At 72.3% G+C, this 26,977-nt stretch carries 22 protein-coding genes and 2 pseudogenes; 8 read left to right on the top strand and 16 right to left on the bottom strand.

The features are described 5' to 3' along the window. The first annotated feature begins 183 nt into the window (after nt 1-183). The 5 genes and pseudogenes from SRB17_RS23030 (at nt 184) to SRB17_RS23010 (ending at nt 5,532) form a co-directional block, all read left to right on the top strand. A complete protein-coding gene (locus tag SRB17_RS23030) occupies nt 184-1,254 on the top strand; it encodes a zinc-dependent alcohol dehydrogenase family protein (protein WP_153541765.1) in 1,071 nt (356 codons plus the stop codon). Between the two features lie 21 nt (nt 1,255-1,275). Then, nucleotides 1,276-1,950, top strand: a complete 675-nt coding sequence (locus SRB17_RS23025; protein WP_153541763.1) for a pyridoxamine 5'-phosphate oxidase family protein — start codon at nt 1,276-1,278, stop codon at nt 1,948-1,950. Between the two features lie 315 nt (nt 1,951-2,265). Further along, the gene (locus tag SRB17_RS23020) at nt 2,266-3,984 is read left to right on the top strand and encodes a GAF domain-containing protein (RefSeq protein WP_323376121.1); all 1,719 of its coding nucleotides are present in this window, start codon (nt 2,266-2,268) and stop codon (nt 3,982-3,984) included. Between the two features lie 145 nt (nt 3,985-4,129). Further along, nucleotides 4,130-4,827 (top strand): annotated as a pseudogene (locus SRB17_RS23015) (CBS domain-containing protein). Between the two features lie 33 nt (nt 4,828-4,860). Next, nucleotides 4,861-5,532: a hypothetical protein gene (locus SRB17_RS23010; RefSeq protein ID WP_153541759.1), complete on the top strand. Its 672-nt coding sequence runs from the start codon at nt 4,861-4,863 to the stop codon at nt 5,530-5,532. A 98-nt stretch (nt 5,533-5,630) separates the two neighbouring features. Here the strand turns inward: SRB17_RS23010 and SRB17_RS23005 are convergent, their stop codons facing one another. The 6 genes and pseudogenes from SRB17_RS23005 to SRB17_RS45505 all read right to left on the bottom strand — a co-directional run. Further along, nucleotides 5,631-6,146: a DUF2231 domain-containing protein gene (locus SRB17_RS23005; protein WP_153541757.1), complete on the bottom strand. Its 516-nt coding sequence runs from the start codon at nt 6,144-6,146 to the stop codon at nt 5,631-5,633. A 97-nt stretch (nt 6,147-6,243) separates the two neighbouring features. Further along, entirely contained in the window at nt 6,244-7,587 is a 1,344-nt protein-coding gene (gene mshA, locus SRB17_RS23000) for a D-inositol-3-phosphate glycosyltransferase (RefSeq protein WP_153541755.1), read from the bottom strand. 55 nt (nt 7,588-7,642) lie between these two features. Further along, nucleotides 7,643-9,025: an L-serine ammonia-lyase gene (locus tag SRB17_RS22995; protein WP_323376120.1), complete on the bottom strand. Its 1,383-nt coding sequence runs from the start codon at nt 9,023-9,025 to the stop codon at nt 7,643-7,645. A 117-nt stretch (nt 9,026-9,142) separates the two neighbouring features. After that, a complete protein-coding gene (locus tag SRB17_RS22990; RefSeq protein ID WP_153541753.1) occupies nt 9,143-9,532 on the bottom strand; it encodes a glycine cleavage system protein H in 390 nt (129 codons plus the stop codon). Nucleotides 9,533-9,575: 43 nt separating this feature from the next. Continuing rightward, nucleotides 9,576-10,757 (bottom strand): NAD(P)/FAD-dependent oxidoreductase, encoded by a 1,182-nt coding sequence (locus SRB17_RS22985; RefSeq protein WP_153541751.1) that lies wholly within the window; start codon nt 10,755-10,757, stop codon nt 9,576-9,578. Nucleotides 10,758-10,941: 184 nt separating this feature from the next. Further along, nucleotides 10,942-11,127 (bottom strand): annotated as a pseudogene (locus SRB17_RS45505) (ATP-binding protein); the annotation flags it as partial. A gap of 28 nt (nt 11,128-11,155) precedes the next feature. On the opposite strand from SRB17_RS45505, the gene SRB17_RS48095 reads away from it, so the two are divergent. The 3 genes from SRB17_RS48095 (at nt 11,156) to SRB17_RS22970 (ending at nt 13,198) form a co-directional block, all read left to right on the top strand. Beyond that, nucleotides 11,156-11,278, top strand: coding sequence for an IclR family transcriptional regulator C-terminal domain-containing protein (locus SRB17_RS48095; RefSeq protein WP_194294103.1), 123 nt, complete (start codon nt 11,156-11,158; stop codon nt 11,276-11,278). Nucleotides 11,279-11,414: 136 nt separating this feature from the next. Beyond that, nucleotides 11,415-12,287, top strand: a complete 873-nt coding sequence (gene purU, locus SRB17_RS22975) for a formyltetrahydrofolate deformylase (RefSeq protein ID WP_153541747.1) — start codon at nt 11,415-11,417, stop codon at nt 12,285-12,287. A 113-nt stretch (nt 12,288-12,400) separates the two neighbouring features. Next, the gene (locus tag SRB17_RS22970) at nt 12,401-13,198 is read left to right on the top strand and encodes an IclR family transcriptional regulator (RefSeq protein WP_153541745.1); all 798 of its coding nucleotides are present in this window, start codon (nt 12,401-12,403) and stop codon (nt 13,196-13,198) included. 42 nt (nt 13,199-13,240) lie between these two features. On the opposite strand, the gene folP is transcribed toward SRB17_RS22970, so the two are convergent. The 10 genes from folP to SRB17_RS22920 all read right to left on the bottom strand — a co-directional run bounded on the left by folP (nt 13,241) and on the right by SRB17_RS22920 (nt 26,966). After that, nucleotides 13,241-14,080, bottom strand: a complete 840-nt coding sequence (folP, locus tag SRB17_RS22965) for a dihydropteroate synthase (protein ID WP_153541743.1) — start codon at nt 14,078-14,080, stop codon at nt 13,241-13,243. Between the two features lie 361 nt (nt 14,081-14,441). Then, nucleotides 14,442-14,822 (bottom strand): bifunctional 3-phenylpropionate/cinnamic acid dioxygenase ferredoxin subunit, encoded by a 381-nt coding sequence (locus SRB17_RS22960; protein ID WP_194294131.1) that lies wholly within the window; start codon nt 14,820-14,822, stop codon nt 14,442-14,444. Nucleotides 14,823-14,895: 73 nt separating this feature from the next. Then, nucleotides 14,896-15,942, bottom strand: coding sequence for a chorismate-binding protein (locus SRB17_RS22955; RefSeq protein ID WP_323376119.1), 1,047 nt, complete (start codon nt 15,940-15,942; stop codon nt 14,896-14,898). Nucleotides 15,943-16,076: 134 nt separating this feature from the next. After that, a complete protein-coding gene (locus SRB17_RS22950; RefSeq protein ID WP_153541739.1) occupies nt 16,077-16,679 on the bottom strand; it encodes a sarcosine oxidase subunit gamma in 603 nt (200 codons plus the stop codon). Further along, a complete protein-coding gene (locus SRB17_RS22945; RefSeq protein WP_153541737.1) occupies nt 16,672-19,941 on the bottom strand; it encodes a sarcosine oxidase subunit alpha family protein in 3,270 nt (1,089 codons plus the stop codon). Before SRB17_RS22945 ends, SRB17_RS22950 begins: the two co-directional genes overlap by 8 nt. Before the next feature lie 11 nt (nt 19,942-19,952). Then, complete coding sequence (locus SRB17_RS22940; protein ID WP_153541735.1) at nt 19,953-21,185, bottom strand: sarcosine oxidase subunit beta family protein; 1,233 nt, start codon at nt 21,183-21,185, stop codon at nt 19,953-19,955. Then, nucleotides 21,182-22,465: a serine hydroxymethyltransferase gene (gene glyA / locus SRB17_RS22935; protein ID WP_153541733.1), complete on the bottom strand. Its 1,284-nt coding sequence runs from the start codon at nt 22,463-22,465 to the stop codon at nt 21,182-21,184. The genes SRB17_RS22940 and glyA overlap by 4 nt, the downstream gene beginning before the upstream one ends. Next, on the bottom strand, nt 22,462-23,322 hold the full coding sequence (locus tag SRB17_RS22930) for a bifunctional methylenetetrahydrofolate dehydrogenase/methenyltetrahydrofolate cyclohydrolase (protein ID WP_323376118.1): 861 nt from the start codon (nt 23,320-23,322) through the stop codon (nt 22,462-22,464). Before SRB17_RS22930 ends, glyA begins: the two co-directional genes overlap by 4 nt. 35 nt (nt 23,323-23,357) lie before the next feature. Further along, nucleotides 23,358-25,793: a GcvT family protein gene (locus SRB17_RS22925; RefSeq protein ID WP_153541729.1), complete on the bottom strand. Its 2,436-nt coding sequence runs from the start codon at nt 25,791-25,793 to the stop codon at nt 23,358-23,360. Nucleotides 25,794-26,000: 207 nt separating this feature from the next. Then, nucleotides 26,001-26,966, bottom strand: a complete 966-nt coding sequence (locus tag SRB17_RS22920) for an ABC transporter substrate-binding protein (RefSeq protein ID WP_153541727.1) — start codon at nt 26,964-26,966, stop codon at nt 26,001-26,003. Nucleotides 26,967-26,977 lie beyond the last annotated feature (11 nt).

Raw genomic sequence — 26,977 nt, 5'->3', positions numbered from 1 at the left:
GACACCGCTCGGGCACGCGACGGCCGCGGACCCCGATGGGGCGCCGTCCGGCCGCGGGCGAGGGCCGGACGGCCCAAGCGGCACCGCACCTCCACCGGCGAAGCTGAAGGCGCGGGCCGTTCCGGCGCGGTGCCGGGACCGGGTTTGCGCGGCGGACCGGCGAAGAGGCGACAAGGAGCTGCCATGAAGGGCTTCGTGTTCCACGGCCCGGGGCAGGCGTCCTGGCAGGACGTCCCGGACCCCGCCGTCGAGGAACCCACGGACGCCATCGTGAAGGTCGGCGCCGTGACCATCTGCGGCACGGATCTGCACATCCTCAAGGGCGACGTGCCCGAGGTCCGTTCCGGCACGGTCCTCGGGCACGAGGCGGTGGGCGAGATCGTCGAGGCCGGCAGCGACGTGCGCACCGTACGGCCGGGCGACCGGGTGCTGATGTCCTGCATCACCTCGTGCGGCCGGTGCCGGTTCTGCCGGGACGGCTCCTACGGCCAGTGCAGAGGCGGCGGAGGCTGGATCCTCGGCCATCTCATCGACGGCACCCAGGCCGAGTACGTCCGCGTCCCCTACGCCGACCTGTCCGTGCATCCGCTGCCCGGCGCCCTGCCCGACGAGGACGCCGTCCTGCTCGCCGACATCTTCCCGACCTCCTACGAGGTCGGTGTCCTCAACGGGCACGTGCGGCCCGGCGACACCGTCGTCATCGTCGGCGCCGGGCCCATCGGACTCGCGGCCGTGGCCACGGCGCGCCTGTTCGCCCCGGAACGGATCATCTCGGTCGACATGGTTGCGGCCCGGCTGGAGACCGCCCGGCGGCTCGGCGCCGACGCCGTCGCCGACGTCCGCGAGGAACCCGGCCAGCTGGTCGCCGATCTGACCGACGGACTCGGCGCGGACGTGGTCATGGAGGCGGTCGGCGTCCCGGAGAGCTTCGAGCTGTGCACCCGCATGGTCCGCCCCGGCGGGCACGTGGCCAACATCGGCGTGCACGGCAAGCCCGCCACGCTGCACCTCGAAGACCTGTGGATCAAGAACGTGACCATCACGACCGGCCTGGTGGACACCTGCTCCACGCCCACCCTGCTGCGGATGGCCGCCGCCGGCCGGCTGCCGACGGGGCACCTGGTCACCCACACCTTCCCGCTGGACCACATGGAGGAGGCCTACGACGTCTTCTCCCGGGCCGCCGAGACCGGCGCGCTCAAGATCGTGCTCGGCGGGGAGCAGCACGCCGAAGTGGCCGTTCCCACGGCCTGACGGAGAAGGAGCGTGACGGCCATGGCCGAACGGACGACAGCGTACGTGGCGATTGAGGCGCCGCGGGGCGATCTGGGCCGCCGCCTGGCCGCCCGGCGGGCCCTGCTCGGCCTGACGCGACGGGAGGCGGCCGCCCGCGCCGACGTGGCCGTCACCTACCTGCGCCATCTGGAGGAGCAGCCCGGTGCCGCACCGGGCCCCGGCCCCCTGACCAGACTGGCCGAGGCGCTTCAGACCACGGTGACCGAGCTGACCGGCGGTGCCGCCGATCTGCCACCGGGCACCGGACGCGCCGTACGCGCACCCCGGTTCTCGGAGCTGACACCGGGCGAGTGCCGGGCGCTGCTCGGCTCGCACGGGGTGGGACGACTCGCGGTACCCACCGCCTCGGGGCCGGTGATCGTGCCCGTCAACTACGGCGTCGTCGACGGTGCGATCGTCTTCCGGACGGTCCTCGGCGCGACACCGTCCCTCGCGGCGGGCCAGGAAGTGGCCTTCGAGATCGACCGCATCGACGACGCGTTCAGCCAGGGCTGGAGCGTCCTGATCCGGGGCAGCGCACGAAGGGTGGCGGACCCGCAGGAGCAGCGGTGGCTCACCGAGCAGGCGTACAGCGCCCCTTGGACGGGCGGCGAGCGTGACCTGTGGGTGCGCGTCGAGCCCCGCACGACGACCGGGCGCCGGATCACGGTCTGAGGACGGCCGGGGCGGTGCGCGTGCGCTGCCAAGCACACCGCCCCGGCCGCGGCCCGTGCCAACCGCCCGTGGATACGAGCGCGTTCAGCCGGATCGCCGGGCATCTCGCATCTCCGCCGGCGGCGAAGCGCTCGCCTCGGCCCTCTCGGGCCGAGGGGACGGCCCGGCTGCCCCGGCCGCCGCCCGGTGACGGCCTCCCGGCGCAGGTCAGGCGCTCGACGGCCCGATCGCGCCTCCGTCCGGCTCCGGACGGGATACCGTGTGGAGGACACCCATCGGTTCCGAGTCATGTGCTGATGGGAGCTGGAGGGCGCGGTGACCGGTGCGGAGGAACCCCGGGTACGACTGCCGCAGCTGAAGCTCGACGAGCTGCTGGAGGAGCTGCAGGCCCGTATCAACGCGGCCCGTGGCACGCAGGATCGGGTGCAGGGACTGCTGGAAGCGGTTCTCTCCGTCGGCCGGGAGCTGGACCTGGAGCAGGTCCTGCACTCCATCGTGGAGGCGGCCGCGGCGCTCGTGAACGCCGAGTACGCGGCGCTCGGCGTCATCGGACCGGACGGTACCCGGCTGTCCGCCTTCCTCACGGTGGGCGTCGCCGAGGAGCAGATCGCCACGATCGGCCCCTATCCGGAAGGGCACGGCATCCTCGGCGAGCTGATCCGGCACCCGGCTCCGCTGCGGCTCGCCAAGATCTCCGAACACGCGTCCTCGTACGGCTTCCCGCCGGGCCACCCGCCGATGAACAGCTTCCTCGGCGTCCCGATCCGGGTGCGCGACCAGGTCTTCGGCAATCTCTACCTGACCGAGAAGCGCGGCGGCGTGGTGTTCGACGAGGAGGACGAGTCGGTGCTGTCCACGCTGGCGGTGGCCGCCGGCGTGGCCATCGACAACGCGCGCCTGTACGAGGACTCCCGGCTGCGCGAGCGCTGGCAGCGCGCGAACGCCGAGATCAGCCACAGCCTGATGTCCGGCACCGACCGTGCCGAGTCCCTGAACCTGATCGCCGAGCGTGCCCGGCAGATCTCGGGCTCGGCCCTGGCGGCGGTCGCCATGCCCATGGAGGGCACGAAGTCGCTCACCGTGGAGATCGCCGTCGGAGTGGACGCGGAGGCCCACCGGGGACTGGTGCTGCCGCTGGACGCGAGCCTCATGGGGCTGGCGTACACCGCGACCGCCCCGGTCACCAGCGCCGACGTCGTCCACGACGCACGGATCAACCCCGAGCCGCCGCGCTTCGAGGGGCTCGGTCCCGCCGTGGCCGTCCCGATCGGCACGGGTGGCGGCGGGATACGTGGCGTGGTCCTGGTGGCCCGCGAAGCCGGCCGGCCGCTCTTCCTCCAGAAGGAGACCGAGTTGCTGCAGGGGTTCGCCGCCCAGGCCGCGATCGCGATGGAGCTGGCCGACGGCAGGCAGGACGCCCAGCAGATCGCGCTGCTGGAGGACCGCGACCGCATCGCCCGCGACCTGCACGACCTCGCCATCCAGCGGCTGTTCGCCACGGGGATGACCCTGCAGAGTGCGGGACGTTTCATCGACCATCCGGAGGCCGCGGAGCGGGTGCTGCGGGCCGTGGACGACCTCGACGAGACCATCAAGATCATCAGGTCGACGATCTTCGGGCTCCGGGCGCGCACGGGCACCGCCGGCGGCAGCCTGCGGGCCAGGGTCGTCCGTGCGGCCGGTGAGGCCGCCCCCGTACTGGGCTTCACCCCCAGTCTGCGCATGGAAGGCCTCGTCGACACCGACGTGCCGCCCGAGACCGCCGACCACGTCGTGGCCGTGCTGACCGAGGCCCTCACCAACATCGCCCGGCACGCCCACGCCGACCGGGCCCAGGTGGTCCTGACCGCCCACGGCCACGAGGTGCGCCTGAGGGTCTCGGACAACGGCGTGGGCATCCCGCCGGGCGGCCGGCGCAGCGGACTGCTCAACATGGCCGAGCGGGCGGAGAACCTCGGCGGACGGCTCGAGGTGACCAGCCCCGAGGGAGGCGGTTCGGCACTGGACTGGCACGTCCCGCTGCCCGCCGAGTAGGCCGCGCCGTCCTCGGCCCCCGCACCACGGGACGCGCAGGGCCGACGGGGCAGGGTATCGGGGCCACTGGGCCCATGTCGCACAGGGATCCGCCGCCGCAGGCTGAAGGTGTCCGACGACGGCACACACGCCTCTGGAGGACGCCATGAACGGCGCTCCGGCCCTCGTGAACGACGTGATGACGCACAAGGTCGTCGCCCTGCGCGCGGGCGCGGCCTTCAAGGACATCGTGAAGGTCATGCGCGAGTGGCAGGTCAGCGCCCTGCCGGTGCTGGACGGGGCCGGCCGTGCCGTGGGCGTGGTCTCCGAGGGGGATCTGCTGGCCAAGGAGGAGTACCCGGGCGGTGACATCGGCCACTACGCGGAGGTCCGGTTCCCGGCCGAGGTCCGCAAGGCGGACGCCGTGACCGCGGCCGAGCTGATGACCGCCCCGGCCGTCACCGTGGCGCCCGAGGCCACGCTGGCCCACGCCGCGCGTCTCATGGCCCGCGCCAGGGTCAAGCGGCTGCCGGTCGTCGGCCGTGACGGCACTCTCCGTGGCATCGTCAGCCGCTCCGACCTGCTGAAGGTCTTCCTGCGGGGCGACGAGGAGATCGCCGAGGAGGTCCGGCGCGAGGTCGTCGTCTCTTCGGCCCGCGCGCCGTCACGGTCCGGGTCGAGGTGCGCGACGGTGTCGTCACGGTGGCCGGCCGGGTCCGTGAGACGGCCCTGATCCCGCTTGCGGCGCGGCTCGCACGGGCTGTGGCGGGTGTGGTGAACGTGCACTGCGCACTGGCCGGACCGCCCCGCCGTCCGGACCTCGACCCCGACCTCCCCGCGCCCGGCCGGGCGCACACGCCTTGACAGACGGCGTCCGGCGCACGGCAGACGGCGGCGATGACGCGGACACCTCCCACGACGGCCCACCGGGTACGGTTTCGGCGCTGGCGCCGCAATCCTCTCAGGCGGCACTGCGACGTCGTCGAGGGCTGGGGCGTACTCGTCGCCCGGCTGCTCGCCCTGATCGGCGGAGCCCTCGCGGGCACCCTGGCGGCCCAGGTCACCGACGCGGCGTTCGCGGCGCGGACGGCCCCGGTGCATGCCGTGTCCGCCGTACTCACCGACGACGCGGCGAAGACGCCCGTCACCGTCGGCGGACACGACGCCGGCCGCGTGTGGGCCGCCGTGCGCTGGACCGAACCGGACGGCTCCGTGCACACGGGCCGGGCACAGATCTTTCCGGGTGCCCCGGCGGGCACCCAGGTGTCCGTGTGGTCGGATCGCGCCGGCCATCCGGTGTCGGCGCCCGTCACCGGTACGGCGGCGACGCTGGAGGCGGCCCTGACCGGCGCCCTCGTCGCCGTCCCGGCCGGTGCCGCGCTCTGGGCCGTGGGCCGGGCGGTCCGCTCCCGGCTCGTCGGACAGCGCAGGCCCTGTCGTCAAACGCCCTCCCCCAGCCTTCGGCCGGGGGGACCCCAGAGCACGCGCCTACGACGTGCATGGCCGCACCCCGGCGGGCGCGAGGCACGTCCTCCGGGCGGACGACGGGAGTTCGACGACCGGACCTAGCGGGTCTTTCGGTGAAGCAGCGACCGCTCGGACGGTGTGCGCAGCTCCGGGGGCCGAGGCCGCTCGGCGGGGGCCGCATCGCGCGGGAGGGCGCCGGATCAGTCGTCGTGGCCCTTCGAACCCGTCGCCGTCTTCGAGTAGGCGTCGTGCCAGGCGGCCTTCGCTCCGGAGTCGCCGATCCGGTAGACGTCCACGACCGCTCCCACCGCGACGGCCAGCGAGAGCACGCCGACGACGATCCGTACCGGCAGGGCGGACCAGCGCGACCGGCTGCGCTGTGCGGGCTCGGCAGGAGCGCGCCGCCCCGCCCACCACACGACCGCCGCCAGCACGAACAGGCCCAGGGCCCAGGGCAGCAGTCCGTCGCCGAGTTCGGTGTGCCGGCGTACCAGGGCGTCGTCGTCCACGTGCCGTTCGAGCCACTCGCCGGCGTGCGTGGTCAACGGCACGCTGGCCAGGGCCAGGAAGGCGAGCACCGGGAGCAGGGCGCCCAGCCGCCGGGCGGCGCGCGGCCAGATCGCGGCCGTCACCAGGGCCAGCGCGGTGAGGGGTATCAGCACGACGACCACATGGACGAACAGGACATGAGCGGGCAGACCGTTGATCAGAGTCATCCAGGGGCTCCTGAGGGGGGTGTAGGCGCGCCACCCTGGCACAGCCACCTCTCAGTTGGCTCTGAGCCTCCTCAGCCGGACGCGTCGGCGCGGGCGTTCACCTGTGGAGGCGGTGCTCGTGCAGGGCCGCCGCGTACACGTCCGCCGTCGCCGCGGCGGCCGTGTCCCAGCCGAAGCGGCGGGCGTGCCGGGCCGCTGCCGCGCCCATCCGGCCGGAGAGGGACGGGTCGTCGGCGAACGCGCACAGGGCCCGCGCGTAGTCCGCCGGATCGTGACCGCGTACGAGAACGCCGCTCACGCCGTCGCGCACCGCCACCGGAAGACCGCCCACCGCGGCTGCGATCACGGGCGTGCCGCAGGCCTGCGCCTCGACGGCGACGAGGCCGAAGGACTCGCTGTAGGACGGCATGACCAGGACGGACGCTGCCCGGTACCAGTCGGCGAGCCGGTCCTGGCCGACGGGCGGGCGGAACAGGACGACGTCGGAGATGCCGAGCCCGGCCGCCAGCTTCTGCAGTCCTTCCGGCTCGGCCAGACCGCTGCCGCTCGGCCCGCCCACCACCGGCACCGTGATCCGCTCACGCAGCCGCGGCCGGTCCGCGAGCAGCCGGGCCACCGAGCGCAGCAGGACGTCGGGCGCCTTCAGCGGCTGTATGCGCCCCGCGAACAGGGGGATCAGGGCGTCCTGCGGGAGCCCGAGGCGGGCCCGGGCCGCGGCGCGGCCGGCCGCGATGCCGGACGTACCGGGCCGGAACCGTTCCAGGTTGACGCCCGGGTGGACGACGGCGACCCGGTCGGTGCCGGCGTCGTAGTGGCGCAGGAGCTCCTCCGCCTCCCGCTCGGTGTTCGCTATCAACCGGTCGGCCGCCCGCACGACCTGGGTCTCGCCGCTCACGCGGTGCGCGGGTTCGGGGGTGTCTCCCTCGGCGAGGGAGGCGTTCTTGACCTTGGCCATGGTGTGCATGGCGTGCACGAGCGGGACGCCCCAGCGTGCGGCGGCGAGGCGGCCGACGTGGCCGGAGAGCCAGTAGTGCGAGTGGAGCAGGTCGTAGTGGCCGGGGCGGTGGTCGGCCCAGGCCTGGGTCACGCCGTGCGTGAAGGCGCAGAGTTGCGCGGGCAGGTCCTCCTTGGCCAGACCCTCGTAGGGCCCGGCGGTCACATGCCGTACCAGGACTCCGGGTGCCAGTTCGACGGTGGACGGGAATGCGGCGGAGGTGGCCCGCGTGAAGATCTCCACCTCGATGTCGAGGGCGGCGAGGCGCCTCGCGAGCTCGACGATGTAGACGTTCATCCCGCCGGCGTCACCGGTGCCCGGCTGGTGCAGCGGTGAGGTGTGCACGCTGAGCATCGCGACGCGCCGGAGGCGGCCGCGGGCGCCGGACGACCGAGGTCCCGGCGGGGCTGTGCGCGGCGCACGTCCTCGTTCGGTGACCCGTCCCATGGCCTCACTCCCGGTTCTGCAGCTGCTGGTTCCGAACGCGCGCGCAATGTCCTCCTCAGCACTCGATGACGTTGACGGCGAGTCCGCCGCGGGCGGTCTCCTTGTACTTGACCTTCATGTCGGCGCCGGTCTCCTTCATGGTCTTGATGACCTTGTCGAGGGAGACGTGGTGGCGTCCGTCGCCGCGCAGGGCCATCCGGGCGGCCGTCACGGCCTTGACCGCGGCCATGCCGTTGCGCTCGATGCACGGGATCTGGACCAGGCCGCCGACCGGGTCGCAGGTCAGGCCGAGGTTGTGCTCCATGCCGATCTCGGCGGCGTTCTCCACCTGCTCGGGGGAGCCGCCGAGGACCTCGGCCAGCGCGCCCGCGGCCATCGAGCAGGCGGCGCCGACCTCGCCCTGGCAGCCGACCTCGGCGCCGGAGATGGAGGCGTTCTCCTTGAAGAGCATGCCGATCGCGCCGGCGGCGAGGAGGAAGCGGACCACGCCGTCCTCGTCGGCGCCCGGCACGAAGTTGACGTAGTAGTGCAGGACCGCGGGGATGATGCCGGCCGCGCCGTTCGTCGGGGCGGTCACGACCCGGCCGCCGGCCGCGTTCTCCTCGTTGACCGCCATCGCGTAGACCGTCACCCACTCCATCGCCCGGCCCGCCGGGTCGCCCTCGCTGCGCAGCGCCCGGGCCGCCGTCGCGGCCCGGCGGCGGACCTTCAGCCCGCCGGGGAGGATGCCCTCGCGCGACAGGCCGCGGGAGACGCAGCCTGCCATGACCCGCCAGATCTCCAGCAGACCCGCGCGGATCTCGTCGTCGCCGCGCCAGGCCTTCTCGTTCTCCAGCATCAGCGCGGAGATGGACAGGCCGGTCTCGCGGGCGAGTCGCAGCAGTTCGTCACCGGTGCGGAACGGGTGGGCCAGTGCGGTGTCGTCGGGCTTGATCCGGTCGGCGCCCACGGCGTCCTCGTCGACCACGAACCCGCCGCCGACCGAGTAGTACGTCTTCTCCAGCAGCGGCAGACCGTCGGCATCGTACGCACACAGCGTCATGCCGTTGGCGTGGTACGGCAGTGTGCGCCGGCGGTGCAGGACGAGCTGGGTCGAGGCGTCGAAGTCGATCTCGTGGGCGGAGCCGATCTCGGCGCCGAGGAGGCGGATGCGCCCGGTGCCGCGGATCCGTTCCACGTCCAGGTCGGCCCGGGTGACGTCGACGGTGTGCGGTTCGTTGCCCTCCAGGCCGAGCAGGACGGCCTTGGGGGTGCCGTGGCCGTGGCCGGTGGCGCCGAGGGAGCCGAACAGCTCCGCTCGTACCGCGGCGGTCTGGGCGAGTATGCCGTCCTTCTTCAGGCGGGCGGCGAACATCGCGGCGGCGCGCATCGGGCCGACGGTGTGCGAGCTGGAGGGTCCGATGCCGATGGAGAACAGGTCGAAAACGCTGATTGCCACGCCAGACTCCGTGGGGTGGGCGGGGCGTGCCGAGCATGTCCCGGGCGCGCCCGTGCGGGAGGGTTGTCGGTTACGGGCCGGGGTAGCCCGCGGCGTATGTGTGCCGGCGGAACCGGGTCATCGGCACTCTCCTCGGGAGTGGGCGCAGTGGGCGGCGTACGCGTCGGGGGACAGCGCGCCGGCGATGTTCTCGACCCGCGGCCTGAACAGCCAACCACCGGTGTAAGGGGCGGAGTTGACCACTCCGGGGTGGTCGGTCAGCGCGGGGTTGACTTCCAGGACCCGGCCGGTGGCGGGGGCGTACAAGGCACCCGCACCGGTCGACGATGTGATCTCCCCGCAGATCTCCCCGGCCTCGACCCAGGTGCCGACGTCGGGCAGCCGGAGGTGCACGACGTCGCCGAGGATCCCGGCCGCGAACGCGGTGATGCCGACGGTGGCATTCCCGTCGTCCACGACGAGCCACTCGTGGTCCCAGGTGTAGCGCAGGTTCCGCGGAATCTTCATGGCGGTCTCCCGGTCGGGCCGGAGGAGGAGTTGACCCGTGGAGTCATGAGCCGGCATGCACGGCGGCGGGGGTGAGGGTGCGGCGGAGCCGGTTGAACAGCTTCGGCTGGTTCAGGGAGAGCACCGCGACGGGCGTGTCCTCGCGGCGGTAGACCGCGGTGAAGGAACGGCTGTCGGGGTCGCCGTCGACGACCTGGGGCTCGGCGCCGGGAGCGACGTGTCCGGCGAGCTGGATGCGCACCTGGTACTGGTCGGACCAGAAGTACGGCGCGGTGACGGGGGCGGGCGCCGACACGCCCGAGAGCAGCGTGCGGGCGGCGGTCCTCGCCTGCTCCGTGGCGTTGCTCCAGTGCTCGATGCGGGCGTGCCGTCCGGTGAACGGGTTGGGGCAGCGGGCGACGTCACCGACGGCGACCACGCCCGGGACGCCCGTGGCGCAGCCGGCGTCGCACACCACGCCGTCGTCCACCTCGACGCCGGAACCGGCGAGCCAGTCGGTGGCGGGGCGTACTCCCACCCCGACCACGACGATGTCGGCGGGCAGTACGCGCCCGTCCGTCAGGCGTACGCCGGTCACCCGGCCGTTGCCGGTGAGTCCCGCCACGCCTGTTCCGCACAGCAGGCCGACCCCGTGATCGCTGTGCAGCGAGGAGCACACCAGCCCCATCTCGCGGCCGAGCTGGCGTTCCAGCGGCACGTTCAGCGCTTCGACGACGGTGACGTGGAGCCCGAGCCGGTGGGCGGTGGAGGCCACCTCGGCACCGATGAAACCGGCGCCGATGACGACGACCCGGGGCAGACCGTTCAGCAGCTCGGCGCGCAGGGCCCGGGCGTCGTCCAGGGTGCGCAGGGTGTGGACGCCGGCCAGTCCGTCCGCGCCGGGGAGCGTACGGGGGGTGGCGCCGGTGGCGACGACGACGCCTTCGGTGCGCACATGCCGCCCTCCGGCCAGGGTGACGGTCCGGGCGGCGGGGTCGAGCCGTACCGCGCGCTCGCCGAGCAGCCACTGCACGTCCAGGGCCTCGTACTCGTCCGCGTCGCCGAGCGCGAGCGCGTCGGCGTCCAGGTCGCCCTTGAGGAAGTCCTTGGACAGCGGCGGACGGTCGTAGGGGGCGTGCCGCTCCTCCCCGACGACGACGATCTCGCCGTCGTAGCCCTCTGCGCGCAGCGCGCGGACCGTGCTCAGGCCGGCCAGCGACGCGCCGACGACGGTGATGCTCCTCATGCGGGCTCCCCGAAGAAACTGTCTTTCACGGTTGTCTCGAATGACACAACCAAACTCGTTATGCGCAACATGCTTTCGGCCGCTTCGGACGACTGTCAAGAGGAAGGGGCGTCCCGGTCTCCTATGGCGGAGAAAATTGCGCGATGTGCAACAGAGTGGCGGTGGGAGGGGGCGAGGCCCGGTCTCAGAGGGCGGGCTCGTCCCACTGGTCCAGCGGGGCGTCACCCATGTCCTCGAGTCCGCCCCCGGCGGCTTCCCGTGCCTGTTCGCACCAGATGACCTTGCCGCGAGGGGTGTACCGGACTCCCCAGCGGCTGGCGAACCGGGCGACGAGGAACAGGCCTCGGCCGCCCGCGTCGGTGGTGGCCGCGCCGGTCGTCGCGTTCAACGGGCAGGTGGTGGCCGCGCTCAGCGCCCCGGGCCCGTCCTTCCGGCTGACCGCGCAGCGGCTGCGGGAGGTCGCCGCCCTGGTGCGGACCGCGGCCCGGGACATCTCCGGCCGGCTCGGCCATCTCGGCTGACCCCGAGGCCCACTTGTTGCACATGGCGCATCTTCTAGCTCCCTTCGGAACAAGCCTCTTGACCCGCCGCCGTCTACACCGGACGATGTTGCGTATCACTCTCAGCGTTGCGTATTACGCATTTACGGAGGATGTCATGTCCCCTCGCCCGCAGCCCGGCCGCGAGTTCGTCCTCACCCTCTCGTGCCCCGACCGGGCCGGCCTCGTCCACGCCGTGACCAGCTTTCTCGTGAGTCACTCCGGCAACATCCTCGAGAGCCAGCAGTTCGACGACCGCCTGCAGGACCGCTTCTTCATGCGGGTGCACTTCGAGGTCTCGCATCCGGCAACGACCCTGGAGCAGTTGCGCACGGACTTCGGGCCGGTCGCCGAGGCGTACCGCATCACCTGGCAGCTGCACGACGCCACGACCCCGACCCGCACCCTGATCATGGTGTCGAAGTTCGGCCACTGCCTGAACGACCTGCTCTTCCGCCGGTCCACGGGCTCGCTCAACATCGAGATCCCGGCGATCGTCTCCAACCACCGCGACTTCGAGCCGCTGGCCCGCAACTACGGCATCCCCTTCCACCACATTCCGGTGACCCGGGAGACCAAGGCCGAGGCCGAGGCCCGGCTGCTGGAGCTCGTCGACGAGCTCGGCATCGACCTGGTGGTGCTCGCCCGCTACATGCAGATCCTCTCCGACGACCTGTGCAAGCGGCTCGACGGCCGGGCCATCAACATCCACCACTCCTTCCTGCCGAGCTTCAAGGGCGCCCGGCCGTACGTGCAGGCGCACCAGCGCGGCGTCAAGCTCGTCGGAGCCACGGCGCACTACGTCACCCCCGACCTCGACGAGGGCCCGATCATCGAACAGGACGTCGTCCGGGTGGACCACTCCCACACCCCGGACGAGCTGGTCACCATGGGCCGCGACGTCGAGGCCCGGGTCCTGTCCCGCGCCGTGCAGTGGCACAGCGAGAGCCGTGTACTGACCAACGGCAACTGCACGGTCGTCTTCCGCTGACGAACGGGCAGCCCTAAGGTACGGGGGACAGTCGGCCGCGCAGGGCCAACGGGTCCCCCTCAACCGGTCACGAAGGCCCTTCGCGACACCCTGGGTCTGCGTATAGTTGCGCCATGGGCAACTACACCGCAGATGGCGAAACAACGGCTCCGGCGGTGAACGGGGTGCAGTCCGTCGACCGCGCCGTCAGCGTCCTGGAGATCCTCGCCCGGCGCGGGGAGGCGGGTGTCAGCGAGGTCGCCGTCGAGATAGACGTCCACAAGTCGACCGCGTTCCGCCTGCTCGGGGCGCTGGAGGCGCGCGGACTGGTCGAGCAGACGGCCGAGCGCGGCAAGTACCGGCTGGGCTTCGGGATCGTGCGCCTGGCCGGCGCGGTCACGGGGCGTCTCGACATCACGCAGCAGGGCCGGGAGGTGTGCGAGCGGCTCAGCGAGGAGATCGGCGAGACCGTCAACATCGCCGTCCTGCAGGAGCACTACGCCGTCAACCTCTACCAGGTGCGCGGCCCGGGCGCCGTCGGCACCCACAACTGGGTCGGGCAACTCACCCCGGTGCACGCCACGTCCAGCGGCAAGATCCTGCTGGCCTGTCTGCCGGCGACGGAGCGAGCCGAGGTGCTCGCGGCCTCCGGGCTGCAGAAGCTCACGCCGCACACCCTGACCGCCAGGACGAAGCTGGAGAAGGACCTCACGGAGGCCCGGGAGCGCGGGTACGCGGTGACGCTGGAGGAGCTCGAGGTCGGACTGCACGCCATGGCGGCCCCGATCCGCGCGCACCACGGCGAGGTCGTCGCCGCGCTCAGCGCCTCCGGTCCCGCGTACCGCTTCACCGCGGAGCGCATCCACGAGCTGGCGCCCCTGCTACTCAAGGGCGCGGAGGAGATCAGCCACCGGATGGGGTACGTGGGCTGAATCCCCTCCTGGTCCCAGCGTCGCAGTGACGAGGAACCGCCCTCACACGCCCAGGCGTTGCAGGGGCAGCGGCACCGTGGCCGCCGTCTCGGCACCCCAGCGGGCCGTCACCCGTACGGCGTCGAGGGTGGAGCCCACGTCGTGCACGCGCAGGCACCAGACGCCCTGCGCGGCGGCGAGGACGGACACGGCGGTGGTCGCGGCGTCACGCGACGACGCCGGACGCGGTCGGCCCGTCGCCGGATCGGCCAGCACCTGGCCCAGGAACGACTTGCGGGAGGCACCCACGAGAACGGGACGGCCCAGCGCGCGCACCTCCCCCAGCCGGGCCAGCAACTCCCAGTTGTGCCCGGGCGCCTTGGCGAAGCCCAGCCCCGGGTCGACGACCAGGCAGCCGGGAGGGACTCCCGCCTCCAGCGCGGCATCGATTCGCAGCCGCAGCTCGTCGACCACGTCGGTGACGACGTCGTCGTAGCGGGCGTTCGCCTGCATGCCGGCGGAGTGGCCGCGCCAGTGCATCAGCACGTACGGCGTGTTCGCCCGGGCCATCAGCGGCAGCATCGCCGGGTCGGCGAGTCCGCCCGAGACGTCGTTGACCATCCGGGCACCGGTGTCGAGGGCGCGGGCGGCCACCTCGGCCCGCATGGTGTCCACGCTGACGGTGGCGCCCGCCGCCGCGAGTTCCCGGACGACGGGCAGGACGCGCCGCAGCTCCTCCTCGGCCGGCGGACGCGCCGCGCCGGGGCGGGTCGACTCGCCGCCCACGTCCACGATGTCGGCTCCCTGCTCCAGCAGGGCGAGTCCGTGCGCCACGGCGGCCTGCGGTGCGAACGACCGCCCGCCGTCGGAGAACGAGTCCGGCGTGACGTTCACGACGCCCATGACCAGCGTCCGACCCGGCCGCGGCAGCCCGTGCGGATGAACGTCCGGTGTTCCGGGGCCGGTCGAGACGGTGGCACAGGCGGCGGCGTTCACGGGAACCCCGCCCCCCGCGCCGCCGCTACGGCCGGCTGCCGGTGACCGGCGAGGCGGCACAGGCCGTCCGCCGCCCCCTTCTCGGTGGCCACGCCGCCGCGTCCGGACGCACCTGCAGCGAACCGGAGGCCTGCGCCGTACCGATCGGGCCGGACGCACGGCGGTCGCGGCGGCTCGGACGCGCCGAGGCGTCCGCCGTGGCCCCGGGTGCGCGGCGCGCGGGCGGCCCGAGCCCCGGCCGGCGAGGCGCCGACGACCGCCGCGGTCCTCACGCGCCGCCTCCGGCGACCGGGACGCCGCCGAGCCGGGCGGCGACGCAGGAGGGCGGAAGATTCGGCGGGGCGTCGGAGAGCTTGACGTAGATCATGCCGTCCTCGACGAGGACCTGGTGGGTGCGCACGGGGAGCCGGGCCGGCGGGGCGTCCACGCGGCCGGTGCGCAGATCGAACCTCGAAGCGTGCAGCGGGCATTCGACCTCGCACCCCTCCAGCCAGCCGTCGGCCAGCGAGGCGTCCTGGTGCGTGCAGGTGTCGTCGATCGCGTAGACCTCGCCGTCCTCGGTGTGGAACACGGCGACGGGCGGGTCGTTCTCGAGCCGGAACGCCTCGCCTCGGGGCAGATCGGCGAGAGGGCACACGGGAATCATCAGGACCACCTCGGTGCGTATTAAGAAACTTAGTGCGCAAAGCGCAACGTCAGTCTGAGGTCGGCCCCCACCGTTGTCAAGAAGTCGCCCATGCGTCCACGGGAGTTCGCCGGCCGGCCGCTACCGCGAGCAGCCGGGAGGCCTTCAGCTCGGTCTCCCGCCACTCCCCCTCGGGGTCCGAGCCCCAGGTGATCCCGGCGCCCGTGCCGAAGCGCAGCACCCCCGCACCGCGGTCGATCCAGAAGGTGCGGATGCCCACGGCCAGCACACCGACGCCCCGGTCGGCGTCGACCCAGCCGATACCACCGCAGTACGGCCCGCGCGGGGCCGCCTCCAGCTCCTCGATGATCCTCAGGGCGCTCGACTTGGGCGCACCCGTCACCGAGCCCGGCGGGAAGGCCGCGGCCAGCAGCTCGGCCCAGCCGGCATCCGCGCGCAGCTCGCCGCGCACGGTGGAGACCAGGTGCACCAGGCCCGGGTGCTTCTCCACGGCACACAGATCGGGCACCGTCACACTGCCGGTGGCGCAGACCCGCCCCATGTCGTTGCGCACCAGGTCCACGATCATCACGTTCTCGGCGTAGTCCTTCTCCAGCAGGTCCGCCTCGGTACGCCCGGTGCCCTTGATCGGCCCCGACTCCACGACACGCCCGACCCGGCGCAAAAACAGCTCGGGCGAGGCGGTGGCGATCTCCACACCGTGCCCCGGCAGCCGCACCGTCCCGGCGTACGGCGCCGGGTTCCCACGCGCCAGCAGCGCCGTCAGCGCATCCACGTCCGCCTCGGCACCGACCGGCGCGGACAGCACCCGGCACAGGTTCGCCTGATAGACCTCGCCGGCCGCGATGTACTCACGTATCCGGCGCACGCCCGCCGTGTACCCGGCCCGGTCCAGGGACGACGCCCAGTCCCCCACCGCCGGCCCCCGCCACCCGCCCGGCACCGGCGCGGGCACCGGCTCCTCACGCACCTCCGCGAAACGCGCACAGGTCAGCCGACCCTCGAAATCGGCACAGACAGCCCAGAACCCGGACGAGTCCAGGGCCGCCGGATCGCTGGTGACATCGAGCAGACCACCGGCCACCAGGCTTCCGAAGCGGGCGAGGGGGACGATGTCGCGCACGGCTGGGAGCCCTTCTCGTGCTCGTTCTTCGGCAGGCGGCCGGCCGGGCCGGTGGGTATGGAACGGCGGTGCCGGGCCGACCGTCCGTGTCGGCCCGGCACCGCCGGGTCATGTGTGCCGCCCTGCCCGGCGGCTCACCGGTATTCGACGGCCGCGTCCAGCAGCCAGTCCGCCAGATAGCCGGCGAAGGAGGAGCGCACCAGCACCCAGAAACCGGCCCTGGGTTCGTCGCGGGCCACCAGGACCACCTGGGTGCGGGCCAGCGCCGTCTGGGCGCAGCGGCCGGGGCCGAAGGCACGCGGGTGCAGGTCCAGCGCACACCCGTGGGCCAGCAGGTCGCGGGCACGGGGGCCGCCGACCAGGAGTGTGGTGCGCTGAGCGGAGACGTCGGTGACGGAGACCGGTTCGTCCCCCGCCGCCGAGCGGATCCGGCTCTCCAGGTCCCGCTCGGTGCCGCGCAGGCCCACCACGAGCCATTCGTCGGGGCCGAGCCACACCGCGGTCACGTCCCCGGCGTGCACGACGGTGTCGGGTTCCAGGGGCAGTTGCAGTCCCAGGGCCAGTCCGACGGCGTCCGCTGCCGGGCCCTTGGCGTCGAGGCGGACGTTCACCTGTGCCAGGAAGGGGAGTTCGGCCAGCCGGATCGCGCCCCGGGAGGAGCGGGTCGCGGCGGCCAGGCGGTGGGCGGCGTCGGCCAGCGGGCTGCGCTGCCGTGCGGTCAGGGCGGTGTCAGCCATCGCGGCGGGCTCCCTCGGGGTCGTAGAGGACGGGGCTTGCGACGGTCACCGGGACCAGCCGGTCGCCGACGGGCGCGTAGAGGCGTTCGCCGATCCGGTCCCGGCCGCCCTTGATCAGGGCGAGCGCGAAGGTCCGGCCGAGCGCCGCGCTGCGGTAGCTGGAGGTGACGTGACCGAGCATCGGCACCGGCGGGGCGGGCAGTTCGCCGTCGGCGACCAGGTGCGTGCCCTCCGGGAGGAAGACGGCCGGGTCCTCGGGGAGCAGCCCGACGAGGTGCTTGCGGTCGGGGCGGACGGTGTCGGCGCGGGCGTAGGAACGCTTGCCGACGAAGTCCGGCTTCTTCTTCGACACCGCCCAGCCCATGCCGAGGTCCTGCGGGGTGACCGTCCCGTCGGTGTCCTGGCCGACGATCGGGTAGCCCTTCTCGGCACGCAGCACATGCATGGTCTCGGTGCCGTACGGGGTGATGCCGTAGGGGGCACCGGCCTCGTAGAGCGCCTCCCACAGGGCGAGGGCGTCCCACGGTGACACGTTGATCTCGTAGGCGAGTTCGCCGGAGAAGCTGATCCGGCAGACGCGCGCGTCGATGCCGGCGACGGTCGTCTCCCGCCACGCCATGAACGGGAAGTCATCGTTGGACACGGCCAGCCGGGGCGCGAGCGAGCCGAGGACCGCGCGGGACTTCGGGCCGACGAGGGCCACGGTGGCCCACTGCTCGGTGACCGAGGTGCAGTGGACCCGCAGTTCGGGCCACTCGGTCTGCAGCCACTCCTCCATCCAGTCCAGGACGGCCGCCGCGTTGCCGGTCGTGGTGGTGACCAGGAAGCGGTCCTGGGCGAGCCGGATGACCGTGCCGTCGTCGAAGACCATGCCGTCCGGGCGGCACATCACGCCGTAGCGGATCATGCCGACCTTCAGGGTGCTCATCATGTTGGTGTAGAGCCGGTCGAGGAAGAGCGCCGCGTCCGGGCCCTGAACGTCGATCTTGCCGAGGGTGGAGGCGTCCATGAAGGCCACGCCCTCGCGGGCGGCGCGGCACTCGCGCAGCACGGCGGTCTCCATGTCCTCGCCGTCCTGCGGGTAGTACCAGGGCCGCTTCCACTGGCCGACGTTCTCGAACCGCGCGCCGTGCGCCACATGCCACTCGTGCAGGGCCGTCGTGCGGACCGGGTCGCTCAGCGCGCCGCGGTCGCGCCCCGCGAGGGCGGCGAAGGAGACCGGGGTGTACGGCGGCCGGAAGGTGGGCAGGCCGAGCGCCGAGATGTCCACGCCGAGAAGTTCGGCGACGACCCCGCTGGCCAGGACGCCGGCCGTCCTGCCCTGGTCGCCGCCGGTGCCGGCGGTGGTGTAGCGCTTGGTGTGCTCCACCGAGCGCAGGCCCGCCCCGGTCGCCCGCGCCAGGTCGTCCACCGTGACGTCGCGCTGGAGGTCGACGAACCGGGGGGCGCCGATGTCGGCCGGGACGGTGAAGACCTGCATGGGCGGGGTGTGCGGCTGGGCGGCCACGGCCGGGAGGGCGGGTGCCTCCACGGTGTAGCCCTCCGCCTCGACCGCGCGGGCGCCGGCTGCCGCGCCCTGCGTGAGGACGGTGGCGAGGTCGAAGGCGCCGTTCGCGCTGCCCGCGACCTCCACCGCCTGACGGGCGGTGTCCGGGACGAAGCTGCCGATCTCCTCGTCGTGGCGGAGCCTGCCGCCCGCCTGGCTGAACAGATGCGCGACCGGGTTCCAGCCGCCGGAGACCAGCAGCAGGTCGACGGCGAACTCCCGCTGCCCGGCGGACTCCCCGTACGGCGCGACTCTCACTCCGGTGAGGCGCTCGGCGCCCTCCGTGCCGGTGACCGCGTGTCCGGCGAGCACCTCGATCCCGGCGGACCGGGCCCGCTCGGCCCACTCCCCCGGTTCGGTCCGGGTGTCGACGATCGCGGCGATGTCCACGCCCGCGGCCGCGAGGTCGAGAGCGGCGGCGTAGGCGCTGTCGTTGGTGGTGAACACGACCGCGTGCCGGCCGGGCAGGACGGCGTACCGGCGGAGGTACGCGCGGGCCGAGGAGGCCAGCATCACGCCGGGGCGGTCGTTGTCGCCGAACGCCAGCGAACGCTCGTGGGCGCCGGTGGCGAGGACGACGTGCCGGGCGCGGATCCGCCAGACGCGCTCGCGGGAGACGTTCGCCGGGGCCTCGGCGCCGAGGTGGCTGGTGCGGCGCTCGACGGCGAGGAGGTGGTTGTCGTCGTAGTGGCCGAAGACGGTGGTGCGGCGCAGGACGCGTACCTCGGGCGCGGCGTCGAGCTGGGCGCCGATCTCGTCGGCCCAGTCGAGGAGTTCGCCGGTGCCGAGGAGGCTGCCGCCGAGCTCTGGCTGATCGTCGGCGAGGATGACGCGGGCGCCGCTCTTCGCTGCGGCTGCTGCCGCGGCCAGGCCGGCCGGGCCCGCGCCGACGACCAGCAGGTCGCAGTGGGCGTGTACGGCGTCGTAGCGGGCGGGGTCGGGTGCGGTGGCGAGGCGGCCCCGGCCGGGGAGGCTGCTCGCGACCAGGCCGTCGTACAGCTCGACGGTGGTCGCGGGGAGCATCGGCTCGGGGAAGGGTTCCTCGATCTGGATGACGGCGTTGGGTTCTTCGACGCCGGCGGAGAAGATGCCCCGCGGGCGGCCCAGCTTGATGCTGGTGCCGGCCTGGATGACGCCGTTGGCGAGGAGGGCGGAGGCCAGGGTGTCGCCGCGGTATCCCTGGTATTCGGTGCCGTCGAAGGTGAAGGTGAGGGGGGTGCCGCGGTCGATGCGGCCGCCGGTGCGCGTGCGGAGTGTCTCGCCCCCGCCGCCCCTGCCCGTCCCTTCCTCCAGGGGCTCTGCCCCTTCGACCCCGCTGGGGGCTGCACCCCCAGACCCTCCTTCGGCCTGAACGGCCTCGTCCTCGAGCTCCCCCAGAGGGGGTGCCCCGAGACGGGCTGATACGGACGAAGCCGGATGAGGCGTGACCGCAGGTCGCTCCACCGTCCGCGGACGCGACTCCCCCACCTTGTAGACGGCGAGGATCTCGTTCGTCGCCGTGTTCCGCACGGCGTTGAACCACTTGCGGCAGCCCGCCGCATGGCTCCACCGCTCGGCGAACGGGCCCTTGGGGTTGTCGCGGAAGAACAGGTACCGCGCCCACTCCTCGTCGGTGAGGGCGGCGGGGTCCTCGGGGTACGGGACGTGGGCCTGGCCACCGTAGTGGAACTCGGCCTCGTCGCGGGGCCCGCACCACGGGCAGGGGATGAGCAGCATGGTTCGGCTCCCTAGTGGGCCACCGCGGCCGCGCCGTGCTCGTCGACGAGCGCGCCGGTGGTGAAACGGTCGAGCGAGAAGGGGGCGTTCAGGGCGTGGGGGGCGTCGTGGGCGATGGTGTGGGCGTAGACCCAGCCGACACCCGGGGTGGCCTTGAAACCGCCTGTTCCCCAGCCGCAGTTGAGGTAGAGGTTGTCGACCGGGGTGAGGCCGACGATGGGCGAGGCGTCGGGGCTGACGTCGACGATGCCGCCCCAGGTGCGCAGCACATGGGCGCGGGCGAAGACCGGGAAGAGTTCCAGGGCCGCCGACATCTGCTCCTCGATGATGTGGAACGCGCCGCGCTGGGTGTAGGAGTTGTAGGCGTCGATGCCGGCGCCCATCACCAGTTCGCCCTTGTGCGCCTGGCTGACGTAGACATGGACGGCATTGGACATCACCACGGTCGGGTGCACCGGCTCCAGCAGCTCGGAGACCAGGGCCTGCAACGGGTGGCTCTGGAGCGGCAGTTCGATGCCCGCCATGGCGGCGAGGACCGAGGTGTGGCCGGCCGAGCACAGGGCCACCTTGCCCGCGGCGATCGGACCGAGCGTGGTCTGTACGCCGACCACCCGGCCGTCGGCCACGTCCAGCCCGGTGACCTCGCAGTTCTGGATGATGTCGATGCCGGCCGCGTCCGCGGAGCGGGCGAAGCCCCAGGCCACGTAGTCGTGCTTGGCGATGCCGGCGCGCGGCTGGTAGGTGCCGCCGAGGACCGGATAGCGCACGTCGGGTGAGGTGTTGACGATCGGGCAGACCTCTTTCACCTGCTCAGCGTCGAGCCATTCGGCGTCGACCCCGTTGAGCCGGTTGGCCTCGACCCGGCGCACGCTGTCGCGGACGTCCTGCAGGCTGTGGGCGAGGTTGAGCACGCCGCGCTGGGAGAAGAGGATCGGGTAGTCGAGCTCCTCCTCCAGTCCCTCCCAGAGCTTGAGGGCGTGCTCGTAGATGCCGGCGCTCTCGTCCCAGAGGTAGTTGGAGCGGATGATCGTGGTGTTGCGGGCCATGTTGCCGCCCGCGAGCCAGCCCTTCTCCAGGACGGCGACGTTGGTGATGCCGTGGTTCTTGGCCAGGTAGTGGGCGGTGGCCAGGCCGTGTCCGCCGCCGCCCACGATCACGACGTCGTACGACCGCTTGGGCTCGGGGGTGCGCCAGAGCCAGTCCGGGTGGTCGGGCAGGTCGGCGCCGGGGGTGCGGGGGCTCATCGGGCGTCTCCGTCGTGCGAGAGGTGCGGGTAGAGCGGATGCTTGGCCGCGAGAGCCTCCGTGCGGGCGCGCAGTGCGGCCACGTCCGGCTCGGGCTGGAGGGCCAGCGCGATCACGTCGGCGACCTCGGCGAAGTCCGCCTCGGTGAAGCCCCGGGTGGCAAGGGCCGGGGTGCCGATGCGCAGGCCGGAGGTGACCATGGGCGGGCGCGGGTCGAAGGGGACGGCGTTGCGGTTGACGGTGATGCCGATCTCGTGGAGCAGGTCCTCGGCGTGCTTGCCGTCGAGTTCGGAGTCCCGCAGGTCGACGAGAACCAGGTGGACGTCCGTGCCGCCGGTCAGGACCCTCACGCCGGCCGCGGCCGCGTCGGGCCGGGTCAGGCGTTCGGCGAGGATGCGGGCGCCGGCCAGGGTGCGGGCCTGGCGTTCGGCGAACTCGGGCGAGGCCGCGACCTTGAAGGAGACCGCCTTCGCGGCGATGACGTGCTCCAGCGGGCCGCCCTGCATGCCCGGGAACACCGCCGAGTTGATCTTCTTGGCGAGGTCGGCGTCATTGGTGAGGATGACTCCCCCGCGTGGACCGCCGAGGGTCTTGTGCGTGGTGGTGGTGACCACGTGGGCGTGCGGGACGGGGCTCGGGTGCAGTCCTGCGGCGACCAGGCCGGCGAAGTGGGCCATGTCGACCATGAGGAGGGCACCGACCTCGTCGGCGATCCGCCGGAAGGCCGCGAAGTCCAGCTGCCTCGGGTACGCCGACCAGCCCGCGATGATCATCTTGGGGCGGTGCTCCTTGGCGAGCCGTTCCACCTCGTCCATGTCCACGAGGTTGTCCGCCTCGGAGACGCGGTAGGGCACGACGTCGAGCATCTTGCCGCTGTAGTTGATGCGCATGCCGTGGGTGAGGTGGCCGCCGTGCGCGAGGTCCAGGCCGAGGATCGTGTCGCCGGGCTTGAGGAGGGCGAAGAACACGGCGGTGTTCGCCTGGGCGCCCGAGTGCGGCTGGACGTTGGCGTAGCCGGCGCCGAACAGGGACTTGACGCGCTCGATCGCCAGCCGCTCGGTGACGTCGACGTGTTCGCAGCCGCCGTAGTAGCGGCGGCCGGGATAGCCCTCGGCGTACTTGTTGGTCGCGACCGAGCCCTGCGCCTCCATCACGGCGGTGGGCGCGAAGTTCTCGGAGGCGATCATCTCCAGGGTGGACTGCTGGCGGTGCAGTTCGGCACGCAGGGCCTCGTGGACCTCGGGGTCCAGCTCCGCCAGGGGCGTGTTCAGGGCGTTCATACGGTGGTCGCGTTCCTCTCGGCGGCCTCGACGACGTTGGCGAGCAGCATGGCTCGGGTCATGGGTCCCACTCCCCCGGGCATCGGGGCGAGCCATCCGGCGACCTCGGCGGCCTCCGGGTGGATGTCACCGACGAGCCCGTGCTCGGTGCGGGTGATGCCGACGTCCAGGACGGCCGCGCCGGGGCGCAGCATGTCCTTGGTGATCAGTCCGGGCGAGCCGGCCGCCGCGACGACGACGTCCGCCTCGCGTACGTGCCAGGCCAGGCCCTTGGTGCCGGTGTGGCACAGGGTGACGGTGGCGTTCTCGGACCTGCGGGTGAGCAGGAGTCCGATGGGCCGTCCGACCGTGATGCCCCGGCCGACGACGCACACCCGCGCTCCGGCGAGCGGGACGTCGTAACGGCAGAGCAGTTCGACGATGCCGCGCGGGGTGCACGGCAGCGGGGCGTCCACGCCGAGGACGAGCCGGCCGAGGTTGACCGGGTGCAGTCCGTCGGCGTCCTTGGCGGGGTCCATGCGCTCCAGGACGGCGTTGGCGTCCAGGTGGCGCGGCAGCGGGAGCTGGACGATGTAGCCGGTGCAGGCCGGGTCGGCGTTGAGTTCGTCGATGACCTCCTCGACCTGCCGCTGGGTGGCGTCGGCGGGCAGCTCGCGCCGCAGGGAGGCGATGCCCACCTGTGCACAGTCGCGGTGCTTTCCGGCGACGTAGGCGTGGCTGCCGGGGTCGTCACCGACGAGTACGGTGCCGAGGCCCGGGGGACGTCCCGTGAGGGCGGTCGACTTGGCTACCCGTTCGGCGAGTTCACGGCGGATGACGGCGGCGGTGGCCTTGCCGTCAAGGAGTTGTGCGGTCACCGATGGTGTTCCTTTCCGTCGAAACCCACGGAGTGTCAGCCGCGGAGCCGGGACATCGCCGGGTCGAACAACGGCTCCTCGGCGACGACCGCCTCCACGCGCTGGTCGAAGTAGCCGATGTGCACGGTCGTACCGGGCTCGGCCAGCTCCGCCGGGAGCCAGGCGTAGGCGATGCCCTTGCCGATGGTGTAGCCGTACGCGGCGCTGGTGACGTAGCCGACGGCGCGGTCACCGTCGTACACGGGCTCCTTGCCCATGACGACCGCCCGCGGGTCGTCGATGGTGAGGCAGCTCAGCCTGCGCCGCACGTCGGCCTTGCGCCGCTCCAGTGCGGCCTTGCCGATGAAGTCCTTGTCGAGCTTGACGGCGAAGCCGACGCCGGCCTCGTACGGGTCGTGCTCGTAGGTCATGTCGGTGCCGAAGGAGCGGTAGCCCTTCTCCAGGCGGAGGCTGTTGAAGGCGCCACGGCCGGCGATGATTCCGCCCAGCGGCTCGGCAGCGGCCCAGAGGGTGTCCCACAGCTTCTGGCCCTGGTCGGCGGTGGTGTAGATCTCCCAGCCGAGTTCGCCGACGTACGACAGGCGCATCGCGGTGACCGGAACCGAGCCGATGTAGGCGCGCTTGGCACGGAAGTACTTCAGGCCGTCGTTCGAGAAGTCCGCGTCGGTGAGGGGCTGGAGCACCTCGCGGGCGAGCGGTCCCCACAGGCCGATGCAGCAGGTGCCGGCCGTGATGTCACGGACCTGGACCCTTCCGTCGGCGGGCAGGTGCCGGGTGAACCAGTCGAGGTCGAGGTTGCCGTTGGCGCCGACCTGGAAGAGGTCGCGGGCAAGGCGAGCGACGGTGATGTCGCTGCGGATGCCGCCGTCGTGGTCCAGGAGCAGCGTGTACGTCACCGAGCCGACGGACTTGGCGACCTTGCCGGTGACCAGGCCCTCCAGGAACTCGGCGGCCCCGGGGCCGCTCACCTCCAGGCGCTTGAGGGCCGTCATGTCGTACATCGCGACCTTCTCGCGGGAGACCTGGGCCTCGGCGCCGACGATGGGCGACCAGTAGCGGGCGGCCCAGTCGTTGGGCGTGGGGATGTCACGGCCGTCGACCAGGGACGCGTTGGCCTCGTACCACTGGGGGCGCTCCCAGCCGTTCGCCTCCAGGAAGAACGCGCCGTGTTCCTGCTGGCGGGCGTAGAAGGGGCTGGTGCGGATCGGGCGCGGCTTCCCGGACGGCTGGAGGGGGTGGAGGATGTCGTAGACCTCGACGAAGTTCTGGCAGTCGCGCGCCAGGACGTACTCCGGCGACAGCTGGTGCGGCTCGAAGCGGTTGACGTCGCACTCGTGCAGGTCGAACGACGAGCAGTAGCCGTCGACCAGCCATTCGGCGACGGCCCGGCCGACGCCCGCGGAGTGGGTGACCCACACGGCCTCGGCGACCCAGAAGCCCTTGACGTCCGGGGACTCGCCGAGCAGCGGGTAGCCGTCCGTGGTGAAGGAGAACAGGCCGTTGATGCCCTCCTCGACCTTGGCCTCCCTGGTCGCCGGGAGCAGGGACTGAGTCTCGGTCCAGGCGGGCTCGAAGTCCTCCTCGGTGAACTTCAGGACGGAGGGCATCTCCTCGGCCTCGTCCACGGAGAGGATGTCGTCGGCGGAGACCGGCATGGGGCGGTGGCCGTAGTAGCCGATGCCGAGGCCGTCGAAGCGGTCGCGGTAGTAGAGGTCGGCGTCCTGGTGGCGCAGGATCGGGCGGACCGCCTCCTCGGTCTGGCCGGCGAGGGCGGGGACCGGGCCGGTCCAGGCGAGCTGGTGGCCGAGCGGGGTCAGCGGCAGGTTCATCCCGACCATGCGGGCGATCTTCGGGCCCCAGATGCCGGCGCAGCACACGACGATGTCGGCGGGGATCTCGCCCTGGTCGGTCACCACCGCGGTGACGCGGCCCTCGCTCTGCGTCACGTCGAGGACCTCGTGCCGGGCCAGGAAGCGTACGCCGCGCTCGCCGGCCCGGCGGATCTGCGCCTCGACGGCCAGGACGGCCTTGGCGAGGCCGTCGGTGGGGACCAGGAGGCCGCCGAGGATCTTGTCCCGGTCGACCAGCGGGTGCTTCTCCACGCACTCGTCCGGGGTCAGCAGGCGCGCCTCGATGCCCCAGGCGGTGATCCAGCCGTGGCGCCGCCTCAGTTCGGCGAGACGCTCGGGGCCGGTGGCCACCTCCAGGCCGCCGACCTGGAGGAAGCAGGGCTTGCCGTCCACCTCGAGGGAGCAGAACTTCTCGACCGTGTACCGGGCCAGCTCCGTCATGGTCTTCGAGGCGTTCGTCTGGAAGACCAGGCCCGGGGCGTGCGAGCTGGAGCCCCCGGTGGCCGGGAGGGGGCCCTGGTCGACCACGGTCACCTCGGTCCAGCCGCGCGCGGAGATCTCGTCCGCCAGCGCGGCTCCCACGACGCCCGCTCCGATGATGACCACTCGGGGTCCCGCCATCGCCCAACCTCCGAACTTGAGACCGGTTCAGTTGCTTGTTGCGCAACTTGATTCAGGTTGCGCAACTCAATGTGCCTGTCGTCGAGGGGGGTGTCAAGGGGTCGGTGACGTCGGAAAACAGCCCGGAACACGGCAATGCCCGGCGGGCGGTGCGCACCTGTGCGCACCGCACGCCGGGCGTTCTCAGCCGGCCTTTTCCGACCCCTGCTACTTCAGCCAGGCGTCGACCTTGTCGCGGTTGGCGTCGACCCACTTCTTGGCCGCCGCGTCGTCCGACATCTTGTCCACGGCGATGTACTTGGCCACGGTGTTCTGGTCGTCGTTCGTCCAGTGGAAGTTCTTCACCAGCTTGTACGCCGGGCTGCCGGACTTGGCGAACTGCGCACTGACGACCTTGTCCAGGTCGTAGACGGGGTAGTCGCAGGCGATCTTCGCCGCATCGGCGTCGCAGCCCTTCGTGTACGCGGGCAGGTTGACCTTCACCAGCGGGACTTCCGACATGAACCACTGCGGTTCGTAGAAGTAGCCGACCATCCATTGCTTGTTCTTCTCGGCGGTGCGGAAGGCCTGGATGAGCGCGGTCTCGCTGCCCGCGTACACCACCTTGAAGTTCAGCTTCAGGTTCTTCACCAGGGCGGCGTCGTTGGTGACGTACGACGGGTCCCCGTCGAGCAGCTGCCCCTTGCCGCCGGACTCGGAGGTCTTGAATTTGTCGGCGTACTTGTCGAGGTTCTTCCAGTCGGTGATGTCCGGGTGAGCCTTGGCCAGCCACGGCGGCACGAACCAGCCGATGACGCCCTGGTTGCCGGTCGAGCCCGCCTCCACGGCGGTCTTCTGCCCCGTGATGTACTTCTTCTTCAGATCGTCGTGTCCCCAGTTCTCCAGGACGGCGTCGACCTCGCCGGTCCCGAAGCCCTGCCAGGCGATCTCCTCTTTCAGATCCTTCTTGTTGACCGTGCAACCGAGGTCGTGCTGCGCCACGTACGCGACGACCGCCGCGTCCGCCTCGTAGCCGACCCACGGGTTGACGGCCAGGTTGAAGGTGCCGCACTTGCCGCCCGAGGACTTCGATCCGGCGGAGGTGCTGTCGCCGACCTTCGCGCCCGAGCAGGCCGTGAGGGTGAGGCCGAGGACGGCCAGGCCGGCCGCGCCGGCTCGCCAGTGTCTTGCCATGGTGTCGTGCT

Source organism: Streptomyces sp. RB17, from assembly GCF_009604455.1.
Classification (GTDB): Bacteria; Actinomycetota; Actinomycetes; order Streptomycetales; family Streptomycetaceae; genus Streptomyces.
The sequence above is the reverse complement of the archived record's forward strand: the minus strand, read 5'-3'. Positions and strand labels throughout refer to the sequence as shown.

Bases quoted from the DNA above. Each gene is read 5' to 3' on its own strand.
- SRB17_RS22945 (WP_153541737.1), bottom strand. From the start codon at position 19,941: ATGCTGCTCATCCCCTGCCCGTGGTGCGGGCCCCGCGACGAGGCCGAG.
- SRB17_RS23025 (WP_153541763.1), top strand. From the start codon at position 1,276: ATGGCCGAACGGACGACAGCGTACGTGGCGATTGAGGCGCCGCGGGGC.
- SRB17_RS22950 (WP_153541739.1), bottom strand. From the start codon at position 16,679: ATGGCTGACACCGCCCTGACCGCACGGCAGCGCAGCCCGCTGGCCGAC.
- SRB17_RS22920 (WP_153541727.1), bottom strand. From the start codon at position 26,966: ATGGCAAGACACTGGCGAGCCGGCGCGGCCGGCCTGGCCGTCCTCGGC.
- SRB17_RS23010 (WP_153541759.1), top strand. From the start codon at position 4,861: ATGACGCGGACACCTCCCACGACGGCCCACCGGGTACGGTTTCGGCGC.
- SRB17_RS23030 (WP_153541765.1), top strand. From the start codon at position 184: ATGAAGGGCTTCGTGTTCCACGGCCCGGGGCAGGCGTCCTGGCAGGAC.
- SRB17_RS22925 (WP_153541729.1), bottom strand. From the start codon at position 25,793: ATGGCGGGACCCCGAGTGGTCATCATCGGAGCGGGCGTCGTGGGAGCC.
- folP (WP_153541743.1), bottom strand. From the start codon at position 14,080: ATGGGCGTCGTGAACGTCACGCCGGACTCGTTCTCCGACGGCGGGCGG.
- SRB17_RS23005 (WP_153541757.1), bottom strand. From the start codon at position 6,146: ATGACTCTGATCAACGGTCTGCCCGCTCATGTCCTGTTCGTCCATGTG.
- mshA (WP_153541755.1), bottom strand. From the start codon at position 7,587: ATGGGACGGGTCACCGAACGAGGACGTGCGCCGCGCACAGCCCCGCCG.
- SRB17_RS22985 (WP_153541751.1), bottom strand. From the start codon at position 10,757: ATGAGGAGCATCACCGTCGTCGGCGCGTCGCTGGCCGGCCTGAGCACG.
- glyA (WP_153541733.1), bottom strand. From the start codon at position 22,465: ATGAACGCCCTGAACACGCCCCTGGCGGAGCTGGACCCCGAGGTCCAC.
- SRB17_RS22970 (WP_153541745.1), top strand. From the start codon at position 12,401: ATGGGCAACTACACCGCAGATGGCGAAACAACGGCTCCGGCGGTGAAC.
- SRB17_RS22990 (WP_153541753.1), bottom strand. From the start codon at position 9,532: ATGAAGATTCCGCGGAACCTGCGCTACACCTGGGACCACGAGTGGCTC.
- SRB17_RS22940 (WP_153541735.1), bottom strand. From the start codon at position 21,185: ATGAGCCCCCGCACCCCCGGCGCCGACCTGCCCGACCACCCGGACTGG.
- purU (WP_153541747.1), top strand. From the start codon at position 11,415: ATGTCCCCTCGCCCGCAGCCCGGCCGCGAGTTCGTCCTCACCCTCTCG.